The sequence below is a fragment of the Paracoccus sp. TD-10 genome (genome assembly GCF_048270675.1).
Taxonomy (GTDB): Bacteria; Pseudomonadota; Alphaproteobacteria; order Rhodobacterales; family Rhodobacteraceae; genus Paracoccus; species Paracoccus pantotrophus.
Map to the genome: position 1 here is coordinate 455,136 of NZ_CP182420.1, position 19,570 is coordinate 474,705.

General features: G+C 67.2%; 18 protein-coding genes. 9 read left to right on the forward strand and 9 right to left on the reverse strand.

The genetic code is table 11. The features are described from left to right. Positions 1-11 precede the first annotated feature (11 nt). Positions 12-839 carry a ThuA domain-containing protein gene (locus ACNKFW_RS20980; RefSeq protein ID WP_333484446.1) on the forward strand — a complete coding sequence of 276 codons (828 nt, stop codon included), beginning with the start codon at positions 12-14 and terminating at the stop codon, positions 837-839. A gap of 9 nt (positions 840-848) precedes the next feature. Beyond that, the gene (locus tag ACNKFW_RS20985; protein ID WP_333484447.1) at positions 849-2,561 is read left to right on the forward strand and encodes a class I adenylate-forming enzyme family protein; all 1,713 of its coding nucleotides are present in this window, start codon (positions 849-851) and stop codon (positions 2,559-2,561) included. A 102-nt stretch (positions 2,562-2,663) separates the two neighbouring features. Here ACNKFW_RS20985 and ACNKFW_RS20990 read toward each other — a convergent pair whose 3' ends face one another. Genes ACNKFW_RS20990 through ACNKFW_RS21015 form a run of 6 tightly spaced genes read right to left on the reverse strand, consistent with a single transcriptional unit; the run spans position 2,664 to position 7,619 of the window. Beyond that, entirely contained in the window at positions 2,664-3,467 is an 804-nt protein-coding gene (locus ACNKFW_RS20990) for an SDR family NAD(P)-dependent oxidoreductase (protein WP_024844848.1), read from the reverse strand. Next, positions 3,460-4,353 carry an alpha/beta fold hydrolase gene (locus tag ACNKFW_RS20995; RefSeq protein WP_074990685.1) on the reverse strand — a complete coding sequence of 298 codons (894 nt, stop codon included), beginning with the start codon at positions 4,351-4,353 and terminating at the stop codon, positions 3,460-3,462. Before ACNKFW_RS20995 ends, ACNKFW_RS20990 begins: the two co-directional genes overlap by 8 nt. Further along, positions 4,350-5,093, reverse strand: coding sequence for a ThuA domain-containing protein (locus tag ACNKFW_RS21000; RefSeq protein ID WP_333484448.1), 744 nt, complete (start codon positions 5,091-5,093; stop codon positions 4,350-4,352). The genes ACNKFW_RS20995 and ACNKFW_RS21000 overlap by 4 nt, the downstream gene beginning before the upstream one ends. Before the next feature lie 12 nt (positions 5,094-5,105). Next, on the reverse strand, positions 5,106-5,570 hold the full coding sequence (locus ACNKFW_RS21005; RefSeq protein WP_147429411.1) for a MaoC/PaaZ C-terminal domain-containing protein: 465 nt from the start codon (positions 5,568-5,570) through the stop codon (positions 5,106-5,108). Then, positions 5,557-6,837 (reverse strand): aromatic ring-hydroxylating oxygenase subunit alpha, encoded by a 1,281-nt coding sequence (locus ACNKFW_RS21010; protein WP_177209331.1) that lies wholly within the window; start codon positions 6,835-6,837, stop codon positions 5,557-5,559. Before ACNKFW_RS21010 ends, ACNKFW_RS21005 begins: the two co-directional genes overlap by 14 nt. Before the next feature lie 20 nt (positions 6,838-6,857). Continuing rightward, positions 6,858-7,619: an SDR family NAD(P)-dependent oxidoreductase gene (locus ACNKFW_RS21015; RefSeq protein WP_024844853.1), complete on the reverse strand. Its 762-nt coding sequence runs from the start codon at positions 7,617-7,619 to the stop codon at positions 6,858-6,860. Between the two features lie 152 nt (positions 7,620-7,771). Between ACNKFW_RS21015 and ACNKFW_RS21020 the strand changes: the two genes are divergently transcribed. Genes ACNKFW_RS21020 through ACNKFW_RS21030 form a run of 3 tightly spaced genes read left to right on the forward strand, consistent with a single transcriptional unit; the run spans position 7,772 to position 10,608 of the window. Beyond that, positions 7,772-9,064, forward strand: coding sequence for a CoA transferase (locus ACNKFW_RS21020; protein WP_333484449.1), 1,293 nt, complete (start codon positions 7,772-7,774; stop codon positions 9,062-9,064). Between the two features lie 10 nt (positions 9,065-9,074). After that, the gene (locus ACNKFW_RS21025; protein ID WP_074990691.1) at positions 9,075-9,461 is read left to right on the forward strand and encodes a Zn-ribbon domain-containing OB-fold protein; all 387 of its coding nucleotides are present in this window, start codon (positions 9,075-9,077) and stop codon (positions 9,459-9,461) included. Continuing rightward, positions 9,448-10,608 carry an acetyl-CoA acetyltransferase gene (locus tag ACNKFW_RS21030; protein WP_333484450.1) on the forward strand — a complete coding sequence of 387 codons (1,161 nt, stop codon included), beginning with the start codon at positions 9,448-9,450 and terminating at the stop codon, positions 10,606-10,608. Before ACNKFW_RS21025 ends, ACNKFW_RS21030 begins: the two co-directional genes overlap by 14 nt. A gap of 54 nt (positions 10,609-10,662) precedes the next feature. Here the strand turns inward: ACNKFW_RS21030 and ACNKFW_RS21035 are convergent, their stop codons facing one another. Beyond that, on the reverse strand, positions 10,663-11,838 hold the full coding sequence (locus ACNKFW_RS21035) for a DcaP family trimeric outer membrane transporter (protein WP_333484451.1): 1,176 nt from the start codon (positions 11,836-11,838) through the stop codon (positions 10,663-10,665). Positions 11,839-12,130: 292 nt separating this feature from the next. Further along, entirely contained in the window at positions 12,131-13,306 is a 1,176-nt protein-coding gene (gene bktB / locus ACNKFW_RS21040) for a beta-ketothiolase BktB (protein WP_147429415.1), read from the reverse strand. A 278-nt stretch (positions 13,307-13,584) separates the two neighbouring features. On the opposite strand from bktB, the gene ACNKFW_RS21045 reads away from it, so the two are divergent. Genes ACNKFW_RS21045 through ACNKFW_RS21060 form a run of 4 tightly spaced genes read left to right on the forward strand, consistent with a single transcriptional unit; the run spans position 13,585 to position 18,398 of the window. After that, on the forward strand, positions 13,585-14,364 hold the full coding sequence (locus tag ACNKFW_RS21045) for an enoyl-CoA hydratase/isomerase family protein (protein WP_114669069.1): 780 nt from the start codon (positions 13,585-13,587) through the stop codon (positions 14,362-14,364). 13 nt (positions 14,365-14,377) lie between these two features. Next, the gene (locus ACNKFW_RS21050; protein WP_418025590.1) at positions 14,378-16,672 is read left to right on the forward strand and encodes a 3-hydroxyacyl-CoA dehydrogenase NAD-binding domain-containing protein; all 2,295 of its coding nucleotides are present in this window, start codon (positions 14,378-14,380) and stop codon (positions 16,670-16,672) included. A 41-nt stretch (positions 16,673-16,713) separates the two neighbouring features. Next, positions 16,714-17,472 (forward strand): electron transfer flavoprotein subunit beta/FixA family protein, encoded by a 759-nt coding sequence (locus tag ACNKFW_RS21055; RefSeq protein ID WP_418025592.1) that lies wholly within the window; start codon positions 16,714-16,716, stop codon positions 17,470-17,472. Then, complete coding sequence (locus ACNKFW_RS21060; protein WP_418024277.1) at positions 17,472-18,398, forward strand: electron transfer flavoprotein subunit alpha/FixB family protein; 927 nt, start codon at positions 17,472-17,474, stop codon at positions 18,396-18,398. The genes ACNKFW_RS21055 and ACNKFW_RS21060 overlap by 1 nt, the downstream gene beginning before the upstream one ends. 688 nt (positions 18,399-19,086) lie before the next feature. Here ACNKFW_RS21060 and ACNKFW_RS21065 read toward each other — a convergent pair. Further along, positions 19,087-19,491, reverse strand: a complete 405-nt coding sequence (locus ACNKFW_RS21065) for a hypothetical protein (protein ID WP_418025594.1) — start codon at positions 19,489-19,491, stop codon at positions 19,087-19,089. Between the last annotated feature and the right edge of the window lie 79 nt (positions 19,492-19,570).

The following is a 19,570-nucleotide window of genomic DNA, read 5'->3' on the forward strand; positions in this document are numbered from 1 at the left end:
CGGCCCCGCCCATGCTGATCCGTTACGATGCCAAGGTGAGGCTTCTGGTGGTGACCAAGGGCCATCCCTATGATCGCACGGCCTTTTGCGCGCTTTTCGATTCGCTCAACGGCATCAGCTGGACGCATGTGGAACAGCCCGCCGCCGCGCGGCTGATCGCCTGCGGCGGCGGGCAGGACCATGACCTGATCCTGTTCTACGACGTGCCGGGCATCCAGTTCCGCACCCCGAACCCGCCCGACCTGATCGAGCCGGACGAGGGCTTCAAGGCCGGGTTCCGCGCCCTGCTGACCAGCGGCAAGCCCTTGCTGTTTCTGCACCATGCCATCGCGGGCTGGCCGCTTTGGGACGAATATGCCGAGGCCATCGGCGCGCGGTTCTTTTATCAGCCGGGGTGCTACAAGGGCCGGGCACATCCCGATTCCGGCTACCTGTTCCCCGTCACCTACCGGGCCGAGCCGGTGGGCGCGCATCCCGTGACCCGGGGGCTCGAGGATGGTTTCGAACTGACCGACGAGCTTTACCTTTTCGAGATGCTGGAAGAGGTGGTGCCGCTTTTGCGCGCCCGGGCCGATTTCGACCCGGCGCGGTTCCACTCTGCCAGGAATGCGCTTGCGGCGCGGATGTGGACCTCGGACGGCTGGACGCCGCCGCGGGGCACCGACCTGATCGGCTGGGCCAAGGTTTCCGGCCGGTCGCCCACGGTCACGCTGCAATGCGGCAACGACGGTGCGACCTTCGCCCATCCGGCATTCCGCAAGCTGCTGAGAAACGCCTTCGACTGGCTGCTGAGCCCTGCCGCGCGCGAATGGGCGGCCGGCGCGCCGGCCCAAGTTTAAGGAAAGACCATGTCGCAAAGCGAAACCACCCTGGCGCCCCCGGCCGAAGTCGAGGCCGCGGGGCAGCACACCAATGCGCGGGTGCTGGCGCAATCCGCAAGCCGCTGGCCCGACCGGCCGCTGCTGCTGCTGGACGGCGAGCGGCTGAGCTATGCGCAGATGCTGGCCGAGGCCGAACGCTATGCCGCGGCGCTTCTGGCCCAGGGGGCGGGGCCGGGCACGCGCATCGGCATCCTGGGGCCGAACTCGGTGGAATATGTCAAGCTGCTTTACGCGGCGGGCATGATCGGGGCTTGCGCCATCACGCTGAACGCCCGCTTCAAGGAGGCGGACCTGGTCTATGCGCTGGACCATGCCGAGGCCGGTTTCCTGTTCATCGGCGGCCAGGCCAAGTCCTTCATGGATTTCCGCGCCATGCTGGTGCGGATCTATCCCGAATTGCAGGGCTGGGACGGCAAGGCGCCGCTGTCGCTGGCCGCCGCGCCGCATCTGCGCCGCCTGTTCAACTTTGGCGACCCCGACGAGACGGTCTGGCCCGACGAGGCCGCCTTCCTGGCGGCCGCGACGCCCACGCATCTGGACCAGGCCCGGCGGCTGCGCGACGAGATCCCGTCGCAAAGCGATGCGCTGATCATCTATTCCTCGGGCACGACGGCGCATCCCAAGGCCTGCATCCTCAGCCACCGCAACCTGTCGCAGATCGGCATGTCCTTTGCCCGGCGCTTCCGGCTGGGCCCCGAGGACGTGGTCTACAACCCGATGCCGTTCTTCCACATGTCCTCGATGCTGCCGATGGCGGCCTGCCGGGCCGCGGGTGCGATGCAGATCTGTACCGGCCATTTCAAGCCGCAGGAGGCGCTGCGCCAGATGCAGGACGAGCGGGCGACATTCGCCTATGTGTCCTTCCCGACCATCGTCGGCGGCATCCTGAACGATCCGGGTTTTGCCGAGGCCGACCTGTCCTCGGTCCGGCTGCTGCATTGCGTGGGGCCGGCGGACCTGCTGCGGCGCTACAGCGAAAGCCTGCCGGGGGTGCGTTTCGTCAATGCCTACGGGCTGACCGAGGGCAGCGGCGTTCCGGTCTGGTCCGATCCCTGGGATCCGGCGGACGATCCCTTCACCCATTCCGGCAAGGCCTTCGACGGGCTCGAGATCGCCGCCTTCGACCCCGAGACCGACCGGCGCCTGCCGCCCGACACCCGCGGCGAATTGCGGCTGCGCGGCTTTTGCCGGTTCAGCGGCTATCTCAAGGACGAGGCGGCGACGGCGCAGGTGCTGCGCGCCGACGGCTGGCTTTGCACCGGCGATCTTGGCTATGTCGATGCCGGGGGGATCGTCACCTATGACGGCCGGCTCAAGGACATGCTGAAGATCGGCGGCGAGAATGTCGCGGCGCTGGAGATCGAAAGCTATCTCTGCACCCACCCGGACATCGAGCTGGCGCAGGTCATCGCCGTGCCCGACGGCCATCTGTTCGAGGTCGCGGCGGCCTATGTCGAGCTGCGGCCGGGCGCGCGGCTGACGGCGGCGGAGGTGGTGGATTACTGCCTGGGCCGCATCGCCAGCTACAAGGTGCCGCGCTATGTACGCTTCGTCACCGAATGGCCGATGTCCACCACCAAGATCCAGAAGTTCCGGCTGTCGCGCGAATTCGCGGCCGAGGAATATTTCGACATCAAGCAGATGATGGCCAAGCGCCGGGCGGTTTGCGCCTCCGGCTGACGGTCGCCCGCCCCAGCCCTGCGCATAAAAAAGGCCCCGGTCCAACGGATCGGGGCCTTGAAGTGCCGTCGGGCGTGGTCCGCCACCCGCCGGCGGAGGGAACTATTGCGCCGCGGCGCGGGCGGCTTTCGCGGCCCGCACGGCCTCGGCGATCTCGGCATTGGTGGGGTTTCGCCGCAGCGTCAGCCCGCCGTTGACCTGAAGGTTCTCGCCGGTCAGGAAACAGGCATCGGTGCAAAGCCAGGTGATCGCCTCGGCCGTGTCCTCCAGCGTGCCCACGCGGCCCAGCGGGTATTCCCGCGCGAATGCGCCGACCACCGCATCATTCCTTGCCGCGCGCCCGGTCATGGGCGAGGCGGTAAAGCCCGGCGAGACCGAATTGGCCCGGATGCCGCGCGCGCCGAACTCGTTGGCGATGCAGCGGATGACGTGGTCCATGCCGGCCTTGGTGCCCATATAGGCGGCGTGGTCGTCCATCATGATCCGCGCCGTGGCCGACGACACCTGCACGATCGACCCGCCGTCGGCCATGCGCCGCAGCATGGACTGGAAGAACTCGAACGGGCCGATGAATTGCAGCCGCGTCATTCGCTCAAGCTCGTCGCGGGTGGTGTCGAGAAACGGCACCAAGAGCCCCCAGCCGGTGCAGTTCACGGCGATGTCGATGCCGCCCATCCGCGCCAGGGCCGCCTCGGCCAGAGCCTCGTTATCCTCGGTCCGGGTGATGTCGGCGGTGACGGCATGGCCGCCGATCTCGGCCGCCAGTTCCGCCAGCACGTCCTGGTGGCGGCCGGCGACGGTGACTTGCGCGCGCTCGGCGGCAAAGCGGCGGGCCAGCACCTGGCCCAGATTGCCCTTGCCGGCGGCGCCGATGATGACGGCGCGCTTTCCCTCGAGTCTAGGCATTCGCTCTCCCCTGATTTGCGATGGCTGTTTCGCGATTGCGGACCAGATTCAGGAAACGGTCCAGATCGCCCGCGAATTGCGAGTTGTTGTCGCCGACGACCATGTGCCCGGCATCCTCGACATGCCAGACCAGCGCCCGAGGCGCGCTGCGGCGAAAGGCGGCCTCGGCCTCGTCCGTGACCAGGTTGCTGTCCAGCCCGCGCAGCAGCAGGACCGGGCAGGCGATGTTGCGCAGGTCGTGGTCCAGCCGCTGCGCCAGATCCGGCGTCAGCCGCCCGTGGCGCCGGCCGCGCACGAAGGCCGGATCCCAATGCCAGACCAGCCGGCCGTCGTCGCGCCTGCGCAGATAGCGTGCCAGCCCCGTGGCCTGGCCGGCCGGGCGCGGCGCCTGCTTGCGATAGGCCGAGACGGCGCGCGATGCCTCGTCCAGGTCGGCGAAACCCCGGTCCAGGTGGCTGCCCATGAAGCCCAGCACCTCGGCCACGCCGGTCTTGTCCACCTGCGGCACCACGTCGACCAGCACCAGCGCGCGGAACAGTTCGGGCGCATAGCGGCCGACCGCGGCCAGCGCCGCGTTTCCGCCCAGCGAGGCGCCGACGTGATGGATGCCGCCGCCCAATTGCCGCGCGACCTCGGCAATATCGCGGCCATAGCGTTCCAGGCCGTAGTCGCCGGCCGGATCCCAGTCGCTGGCGCCATGCCCGCGCAGGTCCAGCGCCACGGTACGCCAGCCCTTTTCCGCCTGCGCCTGCGCGACGCCGCGCCAGGAATAGCGGGTCTGCCCGCCGCCATGGGCCAGCAGGATCGTCGGTCCCGTGCCGTAGCTTTCCGCCTCCAGCCGCAGCCCGTCCGAGGTGTGGAATTCGAGGATCTCGGGCTTGGTCATGGCATGGTCTCCGGCAGGTCGCGGTCGAGCCAGGCGATGCCGCGCCGGATCAGCTGGTGGAATACCGGCAGGATCCAGGCGCCGCGCTCGACGAAGGGATAAGTCTCGGTCAGGGGCTGCATGTCATAGCGCCCCCTGGCATGGCCGGGGGTCAGATACAGAACCCCGCCCTGGCCGCGCGGGCGCAGGTAAAAGCTCTGGTGCTGTCCCTTGGGCCAGTCGCGGGTCTGAAACAGCGCCGTCTCGCCCTGGAATTCCGAGGCCAGCAGGACCAGGTTCCCCTCGGCATGGCGCTGGAGATAATGCTCGTCCTCCAGGAAGAATGCCTCGACCCCTTCGGTCAACGGATGGGCCTCGACCGGGCGGATGCGATAGCGGCCGGGCACGGGATGGGCCAGGAACTGGCTGCCCAGCAGGTCGAACAGCAGCGGCTCCATCGCCGGGGTCAGCACCTTGCCGTCGGGCCGGATCCGGATCGCCGAGTTCGTGCCGTGTAGCGCGAACCAGCGCCCGCCGCGCCCGACCCAGTCGGCCAGCGCCGCGGTCTGCGCCGCATCGGGCAAAAGTGCGGCGGTATAGGTGATCAGCGCATCGCAACGCTCCAGCGCGGCCAGGTCGGAATAATCGTGGCGCAGATCGACGCGCAGATGCTCGCGCCGGGCCAGATGCGCCAGCAGTTCCAGCCGGACGAAGTCGAAATCGTGGTAAAGCCCGCCGACCACCAGCAGAACCCGGCGCATGGGGCGCATCGCCTAAGCCCCCCGCCGATAGACCATGTCGGTCGAGACAAAGGAAAATACCGTCTCGCCGTCCTGGTTGGTCAGCGCGTGACGCAGCGTCGCCAGCCCCACCGCGGGCCGCGAGGCCGAGGGGCGCAGCGCCTCGATGCGGGAATGTGCCACGATCCGGTCGCCCGGCCGCACCGCGCGCGACCAGCGCACATCGTCCCAGGCGACGCCGCAGACCCAGGCGATGTCGCCATTCACCTCGTGATCCAGGATGCGCCACAGGCAGGCAGTGTAAAGCCCGCTGGCGATCACGCCGCCGAACAGCGACTGATCCGCAGTTTCCGGGTCCATGTGGAAGAATTGCGGGTCGTAGCGGGTGGCGAACGCGATCATCGGCTGTTCTTCCACCAGCATCTCGCGCGAGCGGGTTTCCTCGCCCAGGGCCAGGTCTTCCCAGCGGCGGGGCGGTTTCGCGTCACGATCCGACATAGGATTCCAGCACGTGATGGAAATGGCGGATGCGCAATTCCTGATCGCCGATCCATAGCCCGCCGAAACTGTCCGAGTTCATCCCCGCCTGCACCCCCGGCAGGTTGTAGGCGTCCTGGTCCAGCACCAGGCCCAGCGATTTCTCGCCATGCCTGAACTGTTCGTGGCGCGGCTTTTTCGGGCGCGGCTCGTCCTTCTTCAGCAGTTTGAAGATGAACAGGTCGAAGAACATCTTGTTGGGATCGGTCGGATGCGGGCGCTGGCGGAACAGCATCAGATCGTCGGCATGGGTGTTCAGCGTCAGGTTCGGGAAGATGTTGTAGTGGTAATCATCCGTCAGCTGGTCGTCGTTCAGGTCGCTGTAATCCAGCCCCATCTCGGGGCCGTGCTTGCGCTTGAAGGCCTGCAGCGCCTTGCGCACCTCGGTCACGCGGCCGTCGAAATCAGCCGGGTTCATCCCCGCCTCTTTCATCGCATGCTTGATGAGATGCGGGATCTCGGTGGTTTCCTCGACCCGGTGCGAGATGGTCGAGAAGGGCACCAGATAGCGGTTGTGCCGGCCGTAGCAGTCGATCTGGACGTCCTTGTCCTCGATGAAATACAGCAGTTCCGGGTGGATGCCCTGCACATGGTAGGATTCGTTGAAGGCATCGACCGAGGTCTTCCAGTTGCAATCCCATTCCACGGTCAGGTCCGTCACCTTGACCATGCGCTCGAAGTGATAGGGCTCCAGATGCTCGGGCAGGGGCGCAAGATAGTCCAGCAGCGGCTCGGCCTCGGGGTTCATCGAGAACCAGACGAAGCTGTTCCAGCTGTCGCATTTCACCTCGCGCAGGCCCTTGCAGGGCGGCGCGCCCTGCGGGAAGGTCTCGAGGTCGGGGATGTTCTCGAAGGCGCCGTCCAGCCCGTATTCCCAGAAGTGATACTGGCACTTGAAGCTGGTCGCATTGCCCTCGCCGACCATGATGCGGTTCCCGCGGTGCAGGCAGACATTGTAGAAGCCGCGCACCGACATGTCCTTTTGCCGGACCAGGATGATCTCTTCCTTGCCGATGGTGGTGACGTGATAGTCGCCGGGATTCGGGATGTCGTCCGTCCGGCAGCCCAAGAGCCAGACCTTGGTCCACATGCGCTCCCATTCCAGGCGCATGTATTCGGCCGAGGTATAGCGTTCCTTGGGGATCATCGCCGTCCCGAAATCGGGCTTCGCGGCCGGGGCGGCCGGCGTACGGGTGAAATCGGTCGGCTTGATGCGTTCGATGGCCATGAAAGGAACCTTCCTGAGATTCAAAACGGGACGCGCTTGGAAAAGCCGCCGTCCACCAGCAGATGCGATCCGTTGCACCAGGACGCGGCCGGGCTTGCCAGGAACACGGCCGAGCGCGCGATCTCCTCGGCGGTGCCCATGCGGCGGGTGGGCTGCTGGCGGACGGCGTTGTCATAGATGCGCGATCGCGCGACGCGGATCATTTCCCAGTTCGAGCCCTTGAACATGGTCGGGCCGGGCGACAGGCAGTTGACCCGGATGCCCTCGGGGGCAAGCTGCTGGGAAAGCTGCTTGGACCAGGTGACGAGCGCCGCCTTGATGGCGTTATAGGCCATGGGCGCGACGAAGGTTTCGGAGGCGGCCATGGTCGCCAGGATCAGGATCGAGGGGCTTTGCGACCGGCGCAGGGCGGGCAGCGCCTCCTCGACGCCGCGGACGGCGGACATCAGGTCGATCTCGAAATTGCGGTACCAGTAGCGCTCTTCGTCCGTGCCGCCGCCGGCGGACAGCGAGGCGATGAAGATGTCGAGCCCGTCCAGGGCCTCGATCGAGTTCCGCATCCAGTTGCGCACGGCCTCGCCGTCGCGCCCCTGGACGGTTTCGCCATGAAAGCGGACCCCGGCGTCATCCATCTGCCGGCGCAGCGATTCGATGCGCTCGGGCGCGCGGCCGCAGGTGGCAAGGGCGCAGCCTTCCTCGGCCAGGACATGCACGATGGCATTGCCGATTCCCCGCGTTCCCCCGGTCACCGCCGCCTTCAGGCCCCTCAACCGCAGATCCATCGTGCTCTCCGCTGACATTCTTTGCTTGCTGGCAGAATATTACACGCCCGCAAGAGAAAAACAATAACAATACTTTTCTTGTATAATGAATTATTGTTATTGTATATTCAGCCAAGCGGAGTTGCTTGGCATCAGCCTTAGGCAGAGGAACCATGACCCTACAGACAGACATGCAAGAACTCGACATAGGCGCCACGGATGCGGCGGGCGGCCAGGGCCGGATCGACTGCCGGGGCGTTCTTTCGGGCATCCGGGTGCTGGACCTGACGCGGGTCGTGGCCGGACCGTTGGCGGCGCAGACCCTGGCCGACCTGGGCGCCGATGTCATCAAGGTCGAGCGCGTGGGCGATGGCGACGACCTGCGCAGCCTGGGCCCGCCCTGGGTCGAGGGCCGGCCCGGCGCGCCCGAGCAATCGACCTATTTCCAGATGGTCAACCGCAACAAGCGTTCGATCGGGCTGGACTTCTCGCGTCCGCAAGGGGCCGAGCTTCTGCGCCGGCTTGCCGCCGAATCGGATGTTTTCATCGAGAACTTCCGCACCGGAACCCTGGCGCGATATGGGCTGGGCTATGAGGATCTGCGCAAGATCAATCCGCGGCTGATCTATTGCTCGATCACCGGTTTCGGGCAGACCGGGCCCTATAACGACCGCTCGGGCTACGATTACCTGGTGCAGGCCATGGGCGGGCAGATGGCCGTCACCGGCCAGCCCGAGGCGGATGGCGGCATCCCGACCCGCGTGGGCGTGCCCATCGCCGACATCACCGCCGGCAACAATGCCGCCATCGCCATCCTAGCGGCCTTGCTGCATCGCCAGAACGGCGGGCAGGGTCAGCATATCGACATCGCGCTGTTCGACAGCCAGGTGGCGCTGCTGATGAACAATATCGGCTCGTGGCTGAACGCGCGCGCGCCGCTGCCGCGCACCGGCAACGAACATCCGACCGCGGTGCCGAACGGCGTCTTCGAATGCGCGGACGGCTTCGTCCTGATCGCGACCTTCAACGACCGCGAGTTCGCCCGGCTGGCCGGCGCATTGGGCCACCCGGAATGGGCCGAGGATCCGCGCTTCCTGCGCTCGCGCGACCGGCTGGAGAACCGCGTGGCGCTGACGGCCGAGATGAACGCCGTGCTGTCCACCAACCTGCGCGCGCATTGGATGGAGAGGATCCTGGCCGCCAAGGTCTCTTGCGGGCCGATCAACGAGATGCCCGACATCGAAGAGGATCCCCAGCTTCAGGCGCGCGGCATGTTCGTGACCATGGAGCATCCCGTCACCGGCATCGTGCGCCTGGTCGGCAGCCCGCTGCGGCTGTCCGAGACGCCGGTGATCTATCGCTCGGCCCCGCCGCTTGCCGGCGAGCATAGCGACGAGGTGCTGCGGCAATGCCTCTCGCTTTCCGTCGAGGAGTTGGAGAAGCTGCGCGACGAAGCGATCATCTGAGGGGCCGGGCATGGCAGCATCATCCACAGCGTCTTTGGGCCCCGAGGCCGAATATCTGCAAGCCCTGCGCGACGGCCGCTTCTGCTATCAGCGCACGGCCGAGGGGCGGGCGGTCTTTCCGCCCCGCCTGGCCGCGCCCGGCGACGGGGCGGTGCTGGAATGGGCGCAATCCTCGGGCCGGGGCCGGGTCCATGCCGTGACCGAGCAGCCGCAAAAGCCGCCCGCGCCCAGCCGCATCATCGCCATCGTCGAGATGGACGAGGGTTTCCGCCTGCTGTCGCGGATCGAGGCCGGGGCGCCGGTCAGGATCGGCCAGCGCCTGCGCGCGGTGATCGCCGGCGAAAGCGATCCGCCGCATGTCTTCTTCGTGCCGGAAAGCGACCATGACCAGGGATGACGCCTTTCCGCGCGCCGCCTGCGCCATCGCCGGCGCCGCCACCTTCGGCATCGGCCTGTGCGAGGGCCACAGCGCGCTCGAGATGACCGCCAGGGCCGGGCTTCTGGCGCTTGAGGATGCGGGCCTCGGCCTTGCCGATGTGGACGGGCTTTTCACCTGCCTGCCCGAGGATCTGCTGGGCGGGCTGGCGGTGGCGGAATACCTGGGCGTCAAGGCCCGGTTCGTGGACAACAACCGCACCGGCGGCTCGTCCTTTCTGAACCACCTGATGACGGCCTGCTTCATGATCTCGGCCGGATACATGGACACGGCGCTGATCTGCTATGGCTCGAACCAGCGGTCGGCGGCGGGGCGGCTGGTCTCGGCCCTGCGCGGCTCGGTCTACGAGGCGCCGCATGGCGCGCGCATGCCCATCGGCGGCTATGCGCTGGCCGCCAGCCGCCACATGCACGATTATGGCACCACCAGAAAGCAGCTGGGCGCGGTGGCGCTGGCCGCGCGTGCCTGGGCGCGGCTGAACCCCGAGGCATTCCGGCGCGAGCCGCTGGACATGCAGGAATACCTGGCCGCGCGCATGGTTTCCTCGCCGCTGGGGGCCCTGGACTGCTGCCTGGTCACGGACGGGGCGGCGGCGGTGGTCGTGACCGCGCTGGACCGTGCCTGCGACCTGCGCAAGAAGCCGGTGGCGGTGCTGGGCGCCGGGGCCGAGACCACGCACAAGGAAATCGCCGCCATGCCCGACCTTTGCGTCACCGGCGCCAAGCTGTCGGGCCGGCGCGCCTATGCCGCGGCGGGCTACGGTCCCGCCGACATGGACATGGTGCAGCTCTACGACGCCTTTACCATCAACACGATCCTGTTCCTCGAAGACCTTGGCTTTTGCCCCAAGGGCGAGGGCGGGCGCTTCGTCCAGGACGGGGCCATTGCGCCGGGCGGTGCCCTGCCGGTCAACACCAATGGCGGGGGGCTCTCTTGCGTGCATCCGGGCATGTATGGGCTGTTCACGCTGGTCGAGGCCGTGCGCCAGATCCGCGGCGAGGCGGGCGAGCGCCAGCTGGCGGCGGCCGATCTTGCGCTGTGCCATGGCAATGGCGGGGTGCTGTCCTCGCAGACCAGCGTCATCCTGGGCAGCATGGATACGGTCTGAACCCTTGGCCCCGGCGCAAGGACAAGGCCCGCCGGCATGGCGGGCCTTGGTGTTTCAGAAGGTGAACTTCACCACGCCTTGCAGGCGGGTATTGTCGAAGCTCGCCCCGTCGAATTGCTCGCGCTCGACATAGGCCGCCTCGGCCGCCAGCATCACGGATTTCGTCGCGAAATAGCGATAGGTCACGTGGGTTGAGTTGATTTCCCTGGTATGGCTGCCCAGGGCGCCGGCAAAATCGTCGAACCGCTGGAAGCCATGCGCCAGCGACAGGTCGCTTTTCTCGCCCAGCTTCTGCGTGATGCCCAGCTTCACGCCCTTGGCCTTGACCGGGTCGCCCGCCGCATCGACGTCAAAGGCGTATTTGCCCGCGGCACCCACTTCCAGCCCCGAGAAGCCGGCATTGTTCAGCAGGGTCGAGATACCCTTGCCGCCGACATATTGCGCATGCAGCTTGCCGCCCTGCCAGGCCTCGTAATCGGCGCCGATGGCATAGCCGAAGCCGGTGACGTCGCCGAAGTTGCTGGTTTCCAGCCCGCGCGAGATCGCGCCCATGCCGATCTTCAGCGGCCCGTTGGCATAGCCCGCGAAACCGGACACGGCGACGCGCGAGGCGGTGCCGGGCGCGTAATCCTCTTCCAGCGCGACGGCGAAGCGCCACTGGTCGTTGGGCCGGAAGGTATAGCGGACCTGCGGCGTGCGGTAATAGCTGCCGCCCGCCAGGCCGTTGAAGTCCTGCACCGCGGCGGGGCCGCCTTCGGCCGGCACCCAGTTGGTCCAGGTCTGGCCCGCCAGCAGCGGCCCGACCTCGCCATAGGCGTGGCGCAGGCGGAAATTGCCGCCGCTGCCGAAGAAGTCCCCTTCGAGCGTAAGCTTCACCTCGCCGATATCGGTGTCGATGCTGGCGCGCAGGCCCAGCCGGCTTTCATAGGCATGGGCGTTCGAGCCCGACCCCTCCAGCGGGCTGCCGGCCGTCACCCCGGCCATGGCCCCGGTGGTCGCGCCCAGATCGTAGTCGTTGTCCGTGATGAGGTCGAGTTTCGTATACCCATAAAACGTCAGTTTTACACCCGGCGCCAGGGTCAGCTGGCCGCTTTCGGCCTGGCGGTTCTCCAGCGCGGAGATGCGCGCCTCCAGAGCCGTCAGATCCTGCGCGGCCGCCGCGCCTGTCCCTCCGATCAGGACTGCCGCGGCCATCTGGCCGACAGAGCCGATTTTTTCCTTGATTTTCATTCCATTCCTCCCAAACCGTCCTTGCCTGGACATGGCGGTGTCGTCGATCCGCTGGAACGGTCACGCCCGGATTGCGGGCGGTGCCCCTGTGTCGAATCCCCTCATTGCGCATACAAATATTCATACTGCGCATACTGAACCTGACAAAAATGTGTTCAGCGAGCAAGGATTATTTGCGGGATGAATCAGAATTATTAGTGTTATTTCAATTGGTTGTGCGATATGGAAACGACGGGGCAGGCCGCGTTTCCACGCAGCCTGCGTCAAGCTCCGGGGTCCGGTTTCGGGCCCTTCAGCTCATCTCGATGGCCAGGGCGATGCCCTGTCCGCCGCCGATGCACATCGTCACCAGGCCGCGACGCCCGCCGATGCGCTTGAGTTCGTTGATCGCCTTGACCAGCAGGATGCTGCCCGTGGCGCCGACCGGATGGCCCAGGGCGATGGCGCCGCCGTTGGGATTGACGCGGGCCGGGTCCAGATCCAGCGTCCGCGTCACCGCAACCGCCTGGGCAGCAAAGGCTTCGTTCGATTCGATCACGTCGAAATCCGCGGCCTTCAGCCCGGTGCGCTCAAGCAATTGCCGGACCGCCGGGACCGGGCCGATGCCCATCACCTCGGGCCGCACCCCGGCGATCGCATGGTCCAGGATGCGCGCGATCGGCGTCAGGCCCAGCCTTTCGGCCGCATCCGCGCGGGCCAGGACCAGGGCCGCCGCGCCGTCGTTGATGCCCGAGGCATTGCCGGCGGTGACCGAGCCGTCCTTGCGAAACACCGGCTTCAGCTGCTCCAGCGCGGCCAGCGAGGTTTCCTTGGGGTGTTCGTCGCGGTCGAACAGCTCCACCCCGCGCCGGCTCTGCAACTCGACCGGCACGATCTGGTCGCGGAAATGGCCCGCGGCGATGGCCCGTGCCGCGCGCTGCTGGCTTTCCAGTGCGAAAGCGTCCTGGTCGGCACGCGAGACACCATGTTCGGCGGCGACATTCTCGGCGGTGATGCCCATGTGCCCGGTGCCGAAAGGGCAGCTCAGCGTGCCGACCAGCATGTCCACCATCGCCGCATCGCCCATTTTCTGCCCAAAGCGCGCCGCCTGCACGGCATAGGGCGCGCGCGACATGCATTCCGCGCCGCCGGCCAGCGCGAAATCCGCCTCGCCCTGGCGCAGGGCCAGCGCGGCCGAGACCACCGCCTGCACACCCGAGCCGCAAAGCCGGTTCACGTTCATCGCCGGCGTGGTGTCGGGCACGCCCGCACCCATGGCGGCAAGGCGGGACAGGTACATGTCCCTGGGCTCGGTATTGATGACGTGGCCGAAAACGGTCGTGCCGATCCGGGCTGGCTCGATGCCGGCGCGCTCGATGGCGGCGCGGGCGGCGATAACGCCCAGCTCGTGTGGCGCAAGCCCCGAAAGCGATCCGCCGAAGCCGCCGATGGCGGTCCGAGCCCCGGACAGGATGACGATGTCGTTCATGGATGATCCCTTGTTGCGATCCTTCCGCAGCGATGCGGCAGGGCCTGCCGAAAATTGTGTACGTATCAGCTATCATAAGAATACATAATTTCAATAGAAAATATTATGATCCTATAGTGCCCGTGCCGCTGCCAGCATGGCGTCGCGCCTAAAATTGTATTTTTATGATTGCTTATTGTATATATATCTTGCCCAGCCCCGGCGTCCATGGCAATCAGGGCGCGGCAGGAGTGACTTTCCAGCCCGTCGACCATTGCGGGCTTTTGCAAGGAGTTGCGATGACCGAACCTCTTCGACTGCATCTTGACGCCGCGCTGGGGCGTATCGTCTTCGACCGGCCCCAGGCGCTCAATGCCATCGACCAGGCCACCGCGCGCGCCTTCGAGGCCGCCGTCGCCCAGGCCCTGGACGCGGGGGTGCGGGTGCTGACGCTTTCGGGCAATGGCCGGGCCTTCATGGCGGGGGGTGACCTTGCTGCCTTCCGCCGGGCCGAGGACCGCGCCGCCGAGGCCGAGGCGATCATCGGCCCGATGAACCGAGCCCTGGCGCGGCTGGCCGAATCGGATGCGCTGACCGTCGCGCTCCTGCACGGGCCGGTCGCGGGGGCGGGCCTCTCGCTGGCCCTGGCGGCCGATCTTGCGCTGGCCGCCGAATCGGCGGTGCTGAGCTTTGCCTATCTGGGGGTCGGCGCGCCGGCGGATTGCGGCATCACCTGGGCCTTGCCGCGCATCGTCGGGCTGCGCCGCGCCGCCTGGATCGCCTTGGAAGGCAGCGCCGTGCCGGCCGTGCAGGCGCTGGACTGGGGCCTGGTGAACCGCATCGTCCCCGACGCGGCGTTGCAAGACGAGGGCGCAAGGCTTGCCGCGCGTCTTGCCGGGCTTGCCCCCGGCGCTTCGGGCGCGCTCAAGCATCTGCTGCGCGACGGTTTCGGGCGGGATTACGCCGCGACGCTGGAGGCCGAGAAGCAGGCTTTCAAGACCTGTGCCGCAACCGCGGATTTCGCCGAGGCGCTTGCTGCCTTTTTCGAGAAACGGCCGGCCCGGTTCACCGGCAACTGAGGGGGAAACAGACATGACCAAGATGATGGCCAGCCAGGCGTTCTGGGCCGGGTTGCCGCGCGACATCGCCTGCGTCGCGGTGATCGGCGCCGGGGCGATGGGGGGCGGCATTGCCGCGCAATTCGCCAATGCCGGGCTGAAGGTCATATTGCTGGACATGCCGGGGCCCGAGGGCGATGCGCCAGACGCCCCCGCCCAGGCGGGACTGGCCCGGCAGGTCAGGATCCAGGGCTTCATGGGCCCGACCGGTCCGGGGCGCGTCGTCACCGGCAATACCGTCCGCGACCTGCCGCTTCTGGCCGAGGCCGACTGGATCGTCGAGGCGGTGATCGAGCGGCTGGACGTCAAGCGCGACCTTTACGCGCGCATCGAAATGCTGCGCAAACCGGGGTCGATCGTGTCCTCCAACACCTCGACCCTGCTGCATTCGCAACTGGTCGAGGGCATGTCCGACGCCTTCCGCCGCGACTTCCTGATCACGCATTTCTTCAACCCGCCGCGGCTGATGCCGCTGCTCGAGATCGTCTCGACCCCGGAAACCGATCCGGCGCTGCTGCAGCGGGCGCGGCAGGCGGCCCGGCAGGTGCTGGGCAAGACCGTCATCGACTGCCGCGACACGCCCGGCTTCGTGGCCAATCGCATCGGCTGCTTCTGGATGGCCGCGGCCGCGCTGCTGGCGCGCGAACACGGCCTGACCGTGGAAGAGGCCGATGCGGTGCATCAGGCCATGGGCATGCCGCGCACCGGCGTCTTCGGGCTGTTCGACCTGATCGGCATCGACCTGGTGCCGCAGGTCTGGCGCAGCCTGGTCGACGGGCTGCCGGCGACGGACCGCTTCCATCGCTATGACATCGCCGCCGATCCGCTGTTCCGCACGCTGGCCGATCAGGGCCGCTTCGGCCGCAAGTCGGGCGGCGGCTTCTTTCGCAAGACCGAGGCGGGGCTCGAGGCCAGCGACCTTGCCTCCGGTGCCTGGCGCCCCACCGTGCCCGTCGCGCCGGACGACCTGCCGGGCGGCGGCAAGGATCTGGCGGCGCTGCTGGCCGATCCGGGCCGGCATGGCGGCTATGCCCGCGCCGTGCTGGGCGAGGTGGTGGCCTATGCCGCCGATCACGCCCCCCGGATCGCCGCCGACCCGTCGGATGTCGATGCCGGCATGCGGCTGGGTTATGCTTGGCGGCAGGGCCCCTTCCTGCTGGCCGACAGGTGGGGGCTTGGCCGGGTGGCGGCGCATCTGCACGCGGCCGGCCTGCCCATCCCGGCCCTGCTGACCCAGGCGACCGAGAAGGGCGGCTTCTATCGCGACGGGCATTTTCTTGCCGCACCCGCACCCGCACCCGCCGCGGGCGCGGGGCGCGAGGTGCCGCTGACGGCCGCCGGGCTGCGGGCGCAGGGCAGGACCATCCTTGGCAACGGTTCGGCCTCGCTGCTGGATACCGGCGACGGCCTCGGCCTGTTGCAGGTCCACACCAAGATGAACAGCCTGCACCCCGAGGTGCTGGACGTGATCGAGGAGACGCTGCCCCTGCTGGGCAAGCGGCTGCGGGGGCTGGTGATCGGCAATGACGATCCGCGCGCCTTTTCGGCAGGGGCGGACCTGCGCTTCATCCTGTCGCTGATCAAGGGCGGGCGCCGTGCCGAGCTGGAGGCCTTCATCGACCGCGGCCAGCGCCTGTTCCTGGGCCTGCGCCACGCGCCGGTGCCGGTCGTCGCCGCGGTCCACGGCTTTGCGCTTGGCGGTGGCTGCGAGCTGGCGCTGCATGCCGACCGCATCCTCGCCCATGCCGAGGCGCATATGGGCCTGCCCGAGGTGCTGGTCGGCCTGATCCCGGCCTGGGGCGGCTGCACCAGCCTGCTGGCGCGCGGATTGCAGGCCGGGTTGGCCCCCGACGATGCGGCGCACCGGGCGGCGGCGACGATCTTCTCGGCATCGCAATCCGGCTCGGCGGAACAGGCGCTGGCGGCGGGCATCCTGCTGCCGCAGGACCGGCTGGTGATGAACCGCGACCTGCTGCTGGCCAGCGCGCATCGGATGGCGCTTCAGCTGGCCCAGGGCTACGCCCCGCCCACAAGGCAGGTGCTGACGTTGCCGCAGGGCCTGGACCTGTCCGATCTGGCCGCCGAGGGCTCGGATTACGACCGCCAGATGCTGCGGGGCCTGGCGCGCGTGCTGGGCGGCGGCGGCAGCCGCAGCGAGGCCGAGAACATGGCGGTCGAGCGGCAGGTGCTGTTCGACCTGATCGACCGGCCCGAGACGCGGGCGCGGATGGAACACATGCTCGGGACCGGCAAGCCGCTGCGGAACTGACCCGCCACGGGCAATGCGAAGGAAGGAAAGGAAATGACACCATGAAGATCCTTGTCCCCGTGAAGCGGGTGATCGACTACAACGTGAAGGCGCGGGTTCGCGCGGATGGCACGGGTGTCGATCTGGCGAATGTGAAGATGTCGATGAACCCGTTCGACGAGATCGCGGTGGAGGAGGCGATCCGTCTGAAGGAAGCCGGCCAGGCCGAGGAGGTGATCGCGGTCTCGATCGGCGTGAAGCAGGCGGCCGAGACGCTGCGCACCGCGCTGGCGATGGGCGCCGACCGGGCGATCCTGGTGGTGGCCGCGGACGACGTGCAGCAGGACATCGAGCCGCTGGCGGTGGCGAAGATTCTCGCCGCGGTGGCCAAGGCCGAAGGCACCGAACTCATCATCGCCGGCAAGCAGGCCATCGACAACGACATGAACGCCACCGGCCAGATGCTGGCGGCGATCCTGGGCTGGGCGCAGGCCACCTTCGCCTCGAAAGTCGAGATCGAAGGGGCCAAGGCCAAGGTGACGCGCGAGGTCGACGGCGGCCTCCAGACCATCGCGGTCAGCCTGCCGGCGGTGGTCACCGCCGACCTGCGGCTGAACGAGCCGCGCTATGCGAGCCTGCCGAACATCATGAAGGCCAAGAAGAAGCCCTTGGAGGAAAAGACCGCCGGCGATTACGGCGTCGACGTCGCGCCGCGTCTCGAGGTGGTCTCGGTGCGCGAGCCCGAGGGCCGCAAGGCCGGCATCAAGGTCGGCTCGGTGGACGAGCTGCTGGGCAAGCTGAAAGAAGCGGGGGTGATCTGATGGCTGTTCTGCTGCTTGGGGAAGTGACGAACGGGGTGCTGAACCGCGACGCGACGGCGAAGGCGGTGCAGGCGGTCAAGGCGCTTGGCGATGTCACGGTGCTCTGCGCCGGCGCGCAGGCCAAGGCGGCGGCCGCGGAGGCGGCGACGATCGCCGGCGTCGCGAAGGTGCTGGTGGCCGAGGCGCCGCTCTACGGCCACCGCCTGGCCGAGCCGACCGCGGCGCTGATCCTGGGCCTGGCCGGCGATTACGACCACATCGCCGCGCCGGCGACCACGGACGCCAAGAACGTCATGCCGCGGGTTGCGGCGCTTCTCGACGTGATGGTGCTGTCGGATGTCTCGGCCATCCTCGACGCGAACACGTTCGAGCGGCCGATCTATGCCGGCAACGCCATCCAGGTGGTGCGCTCGAAGGACGCGAAGAAGGTCTTCACCATCCGCACCGCCAGCTTCGACGCGGCGGGGATCGGCGGCAACGCCCCGGTCACCGAGGCCGCGCTGGCCGCCGATCCCGGCCTGTCCTCCTGGGTGGCCGACGAGGTGGCCGAGAGCGACCGTCCCGAGCTGACCTCGGCGAAACGCGTGGTCTCGGGCGGCCGCGGCCTCGGCTCGAAGGAGAGCTTCGCGATCATCGAAGAGCTGGCCGACAAGCTCGGCGCCGCGGTGGGCGCCTCCCGCGCGGCGGTGGACAGCGGCTATGCCCCGAACGACTGGCAGGTCGGCCAGACCGGCAAGGTGGTCGCCCCGGAACTCTATGTCGCGGTGGGCATCTCCGGCGCCATCCAGCACCTGGCGGGGATGAAGGACAGCAAGGTGATCGTGGCGATCAACAAGGACGAGGAGGCGCCGATCTTCCAGATCGCCGATTACGGCCTGGTGGGCGACCTGTTCTCCGTGGTGCCCGAACTCACCGGCAAGCTCTGAGCGCTTTCACCGTTTCCGCAAATACCCCGGGGGGAGCGACCCCGCGGCCCCGTCGAGGGGTGTCAAAAGGTTTGGGACTCGGCGATTTTTCGGGTGTGTAAAATCAATGGGTTACAGGGACGCGTATCAAAAGGTTTGAGCTTTTCGGCTCGAAACCTGCCATTTTCCCGAAATGTCAGAAATTCTGGCGCCGAAAAATCAATACGTTAGCTGAAAATGTGTGCGCTGACCAAGATCGTCGGCTGAACTGGGTATCCCTTCCTCTACGGCCATGCGAGACCAAGATTCGCAGCTCCGCTTAAAGTAGCCTCGGGGACGGGCAGGATGAGTGCTCTGCAACTCTATCTGCCGCATAAAGTCAAACATCGCCGTAGCCGCGACCTCATGGATTTCATCACCCATGATCCTGCCTTGCTCCGCGTCAATGGCATGTTGGGGGTCGCCCTTAACTGCAGCGAGAATCTTAACGAGAAGGTACACCACCGTAGATTGGCAAAAATCGCGTCGTCCTCTCACCCGAACTCGCCTGTCTCTGCCGGGTCACTCCTTCCGACCAGCCAGTCAATTGAGACGTCGACCTGACCTTCGCGATTCCGAAGAATGCGCGTGCAAAGATCGCTGAACGGGTCTTTGCCAGCCTCTCGTGCGGAGTCGATGACAGGCCGGAATTCAAGGGCGCCCACGCAAGTCATGCGCCCGGTGCCGCCCCGGCCGCGATATGGTACCCATCCCATTCTCGGTTATAGCAGTAGTCTATCGTCGTGAGATCGACCGTTACAACCGCGAAACTGGCCGCAAAGGCCAAGGCGCGGCGGGCCGGTCCTATGAACAGATTTTCCGCGCCGGCCTTGCCAATCGTATCGTTCGCAAGCCCACCGATATGCAGCTTTACTATGCCTACACGCCCGCCTCGGTGGACCGTTAGGGGCGTGTTCAGATCGATACCTGGATCTATGGCGGGCCGGAAACCCAGCAAGCCATGCTGAAATGGCACGGCAAGGGGCAGATCCTGATCGGCCGCGATCCCGATAACTTCGATGCGCCGGCAGGCGGTCGAGCAGGTCGAAGCGTCGCCCGGTCCAGTCGAAGACATTGCCGCCAAAGATCATTGGCGGCACCCTCCGCCCGGTCCGCAGCAAGGTGCTGCTGCCGGACGATCTGGCCGCGATCCT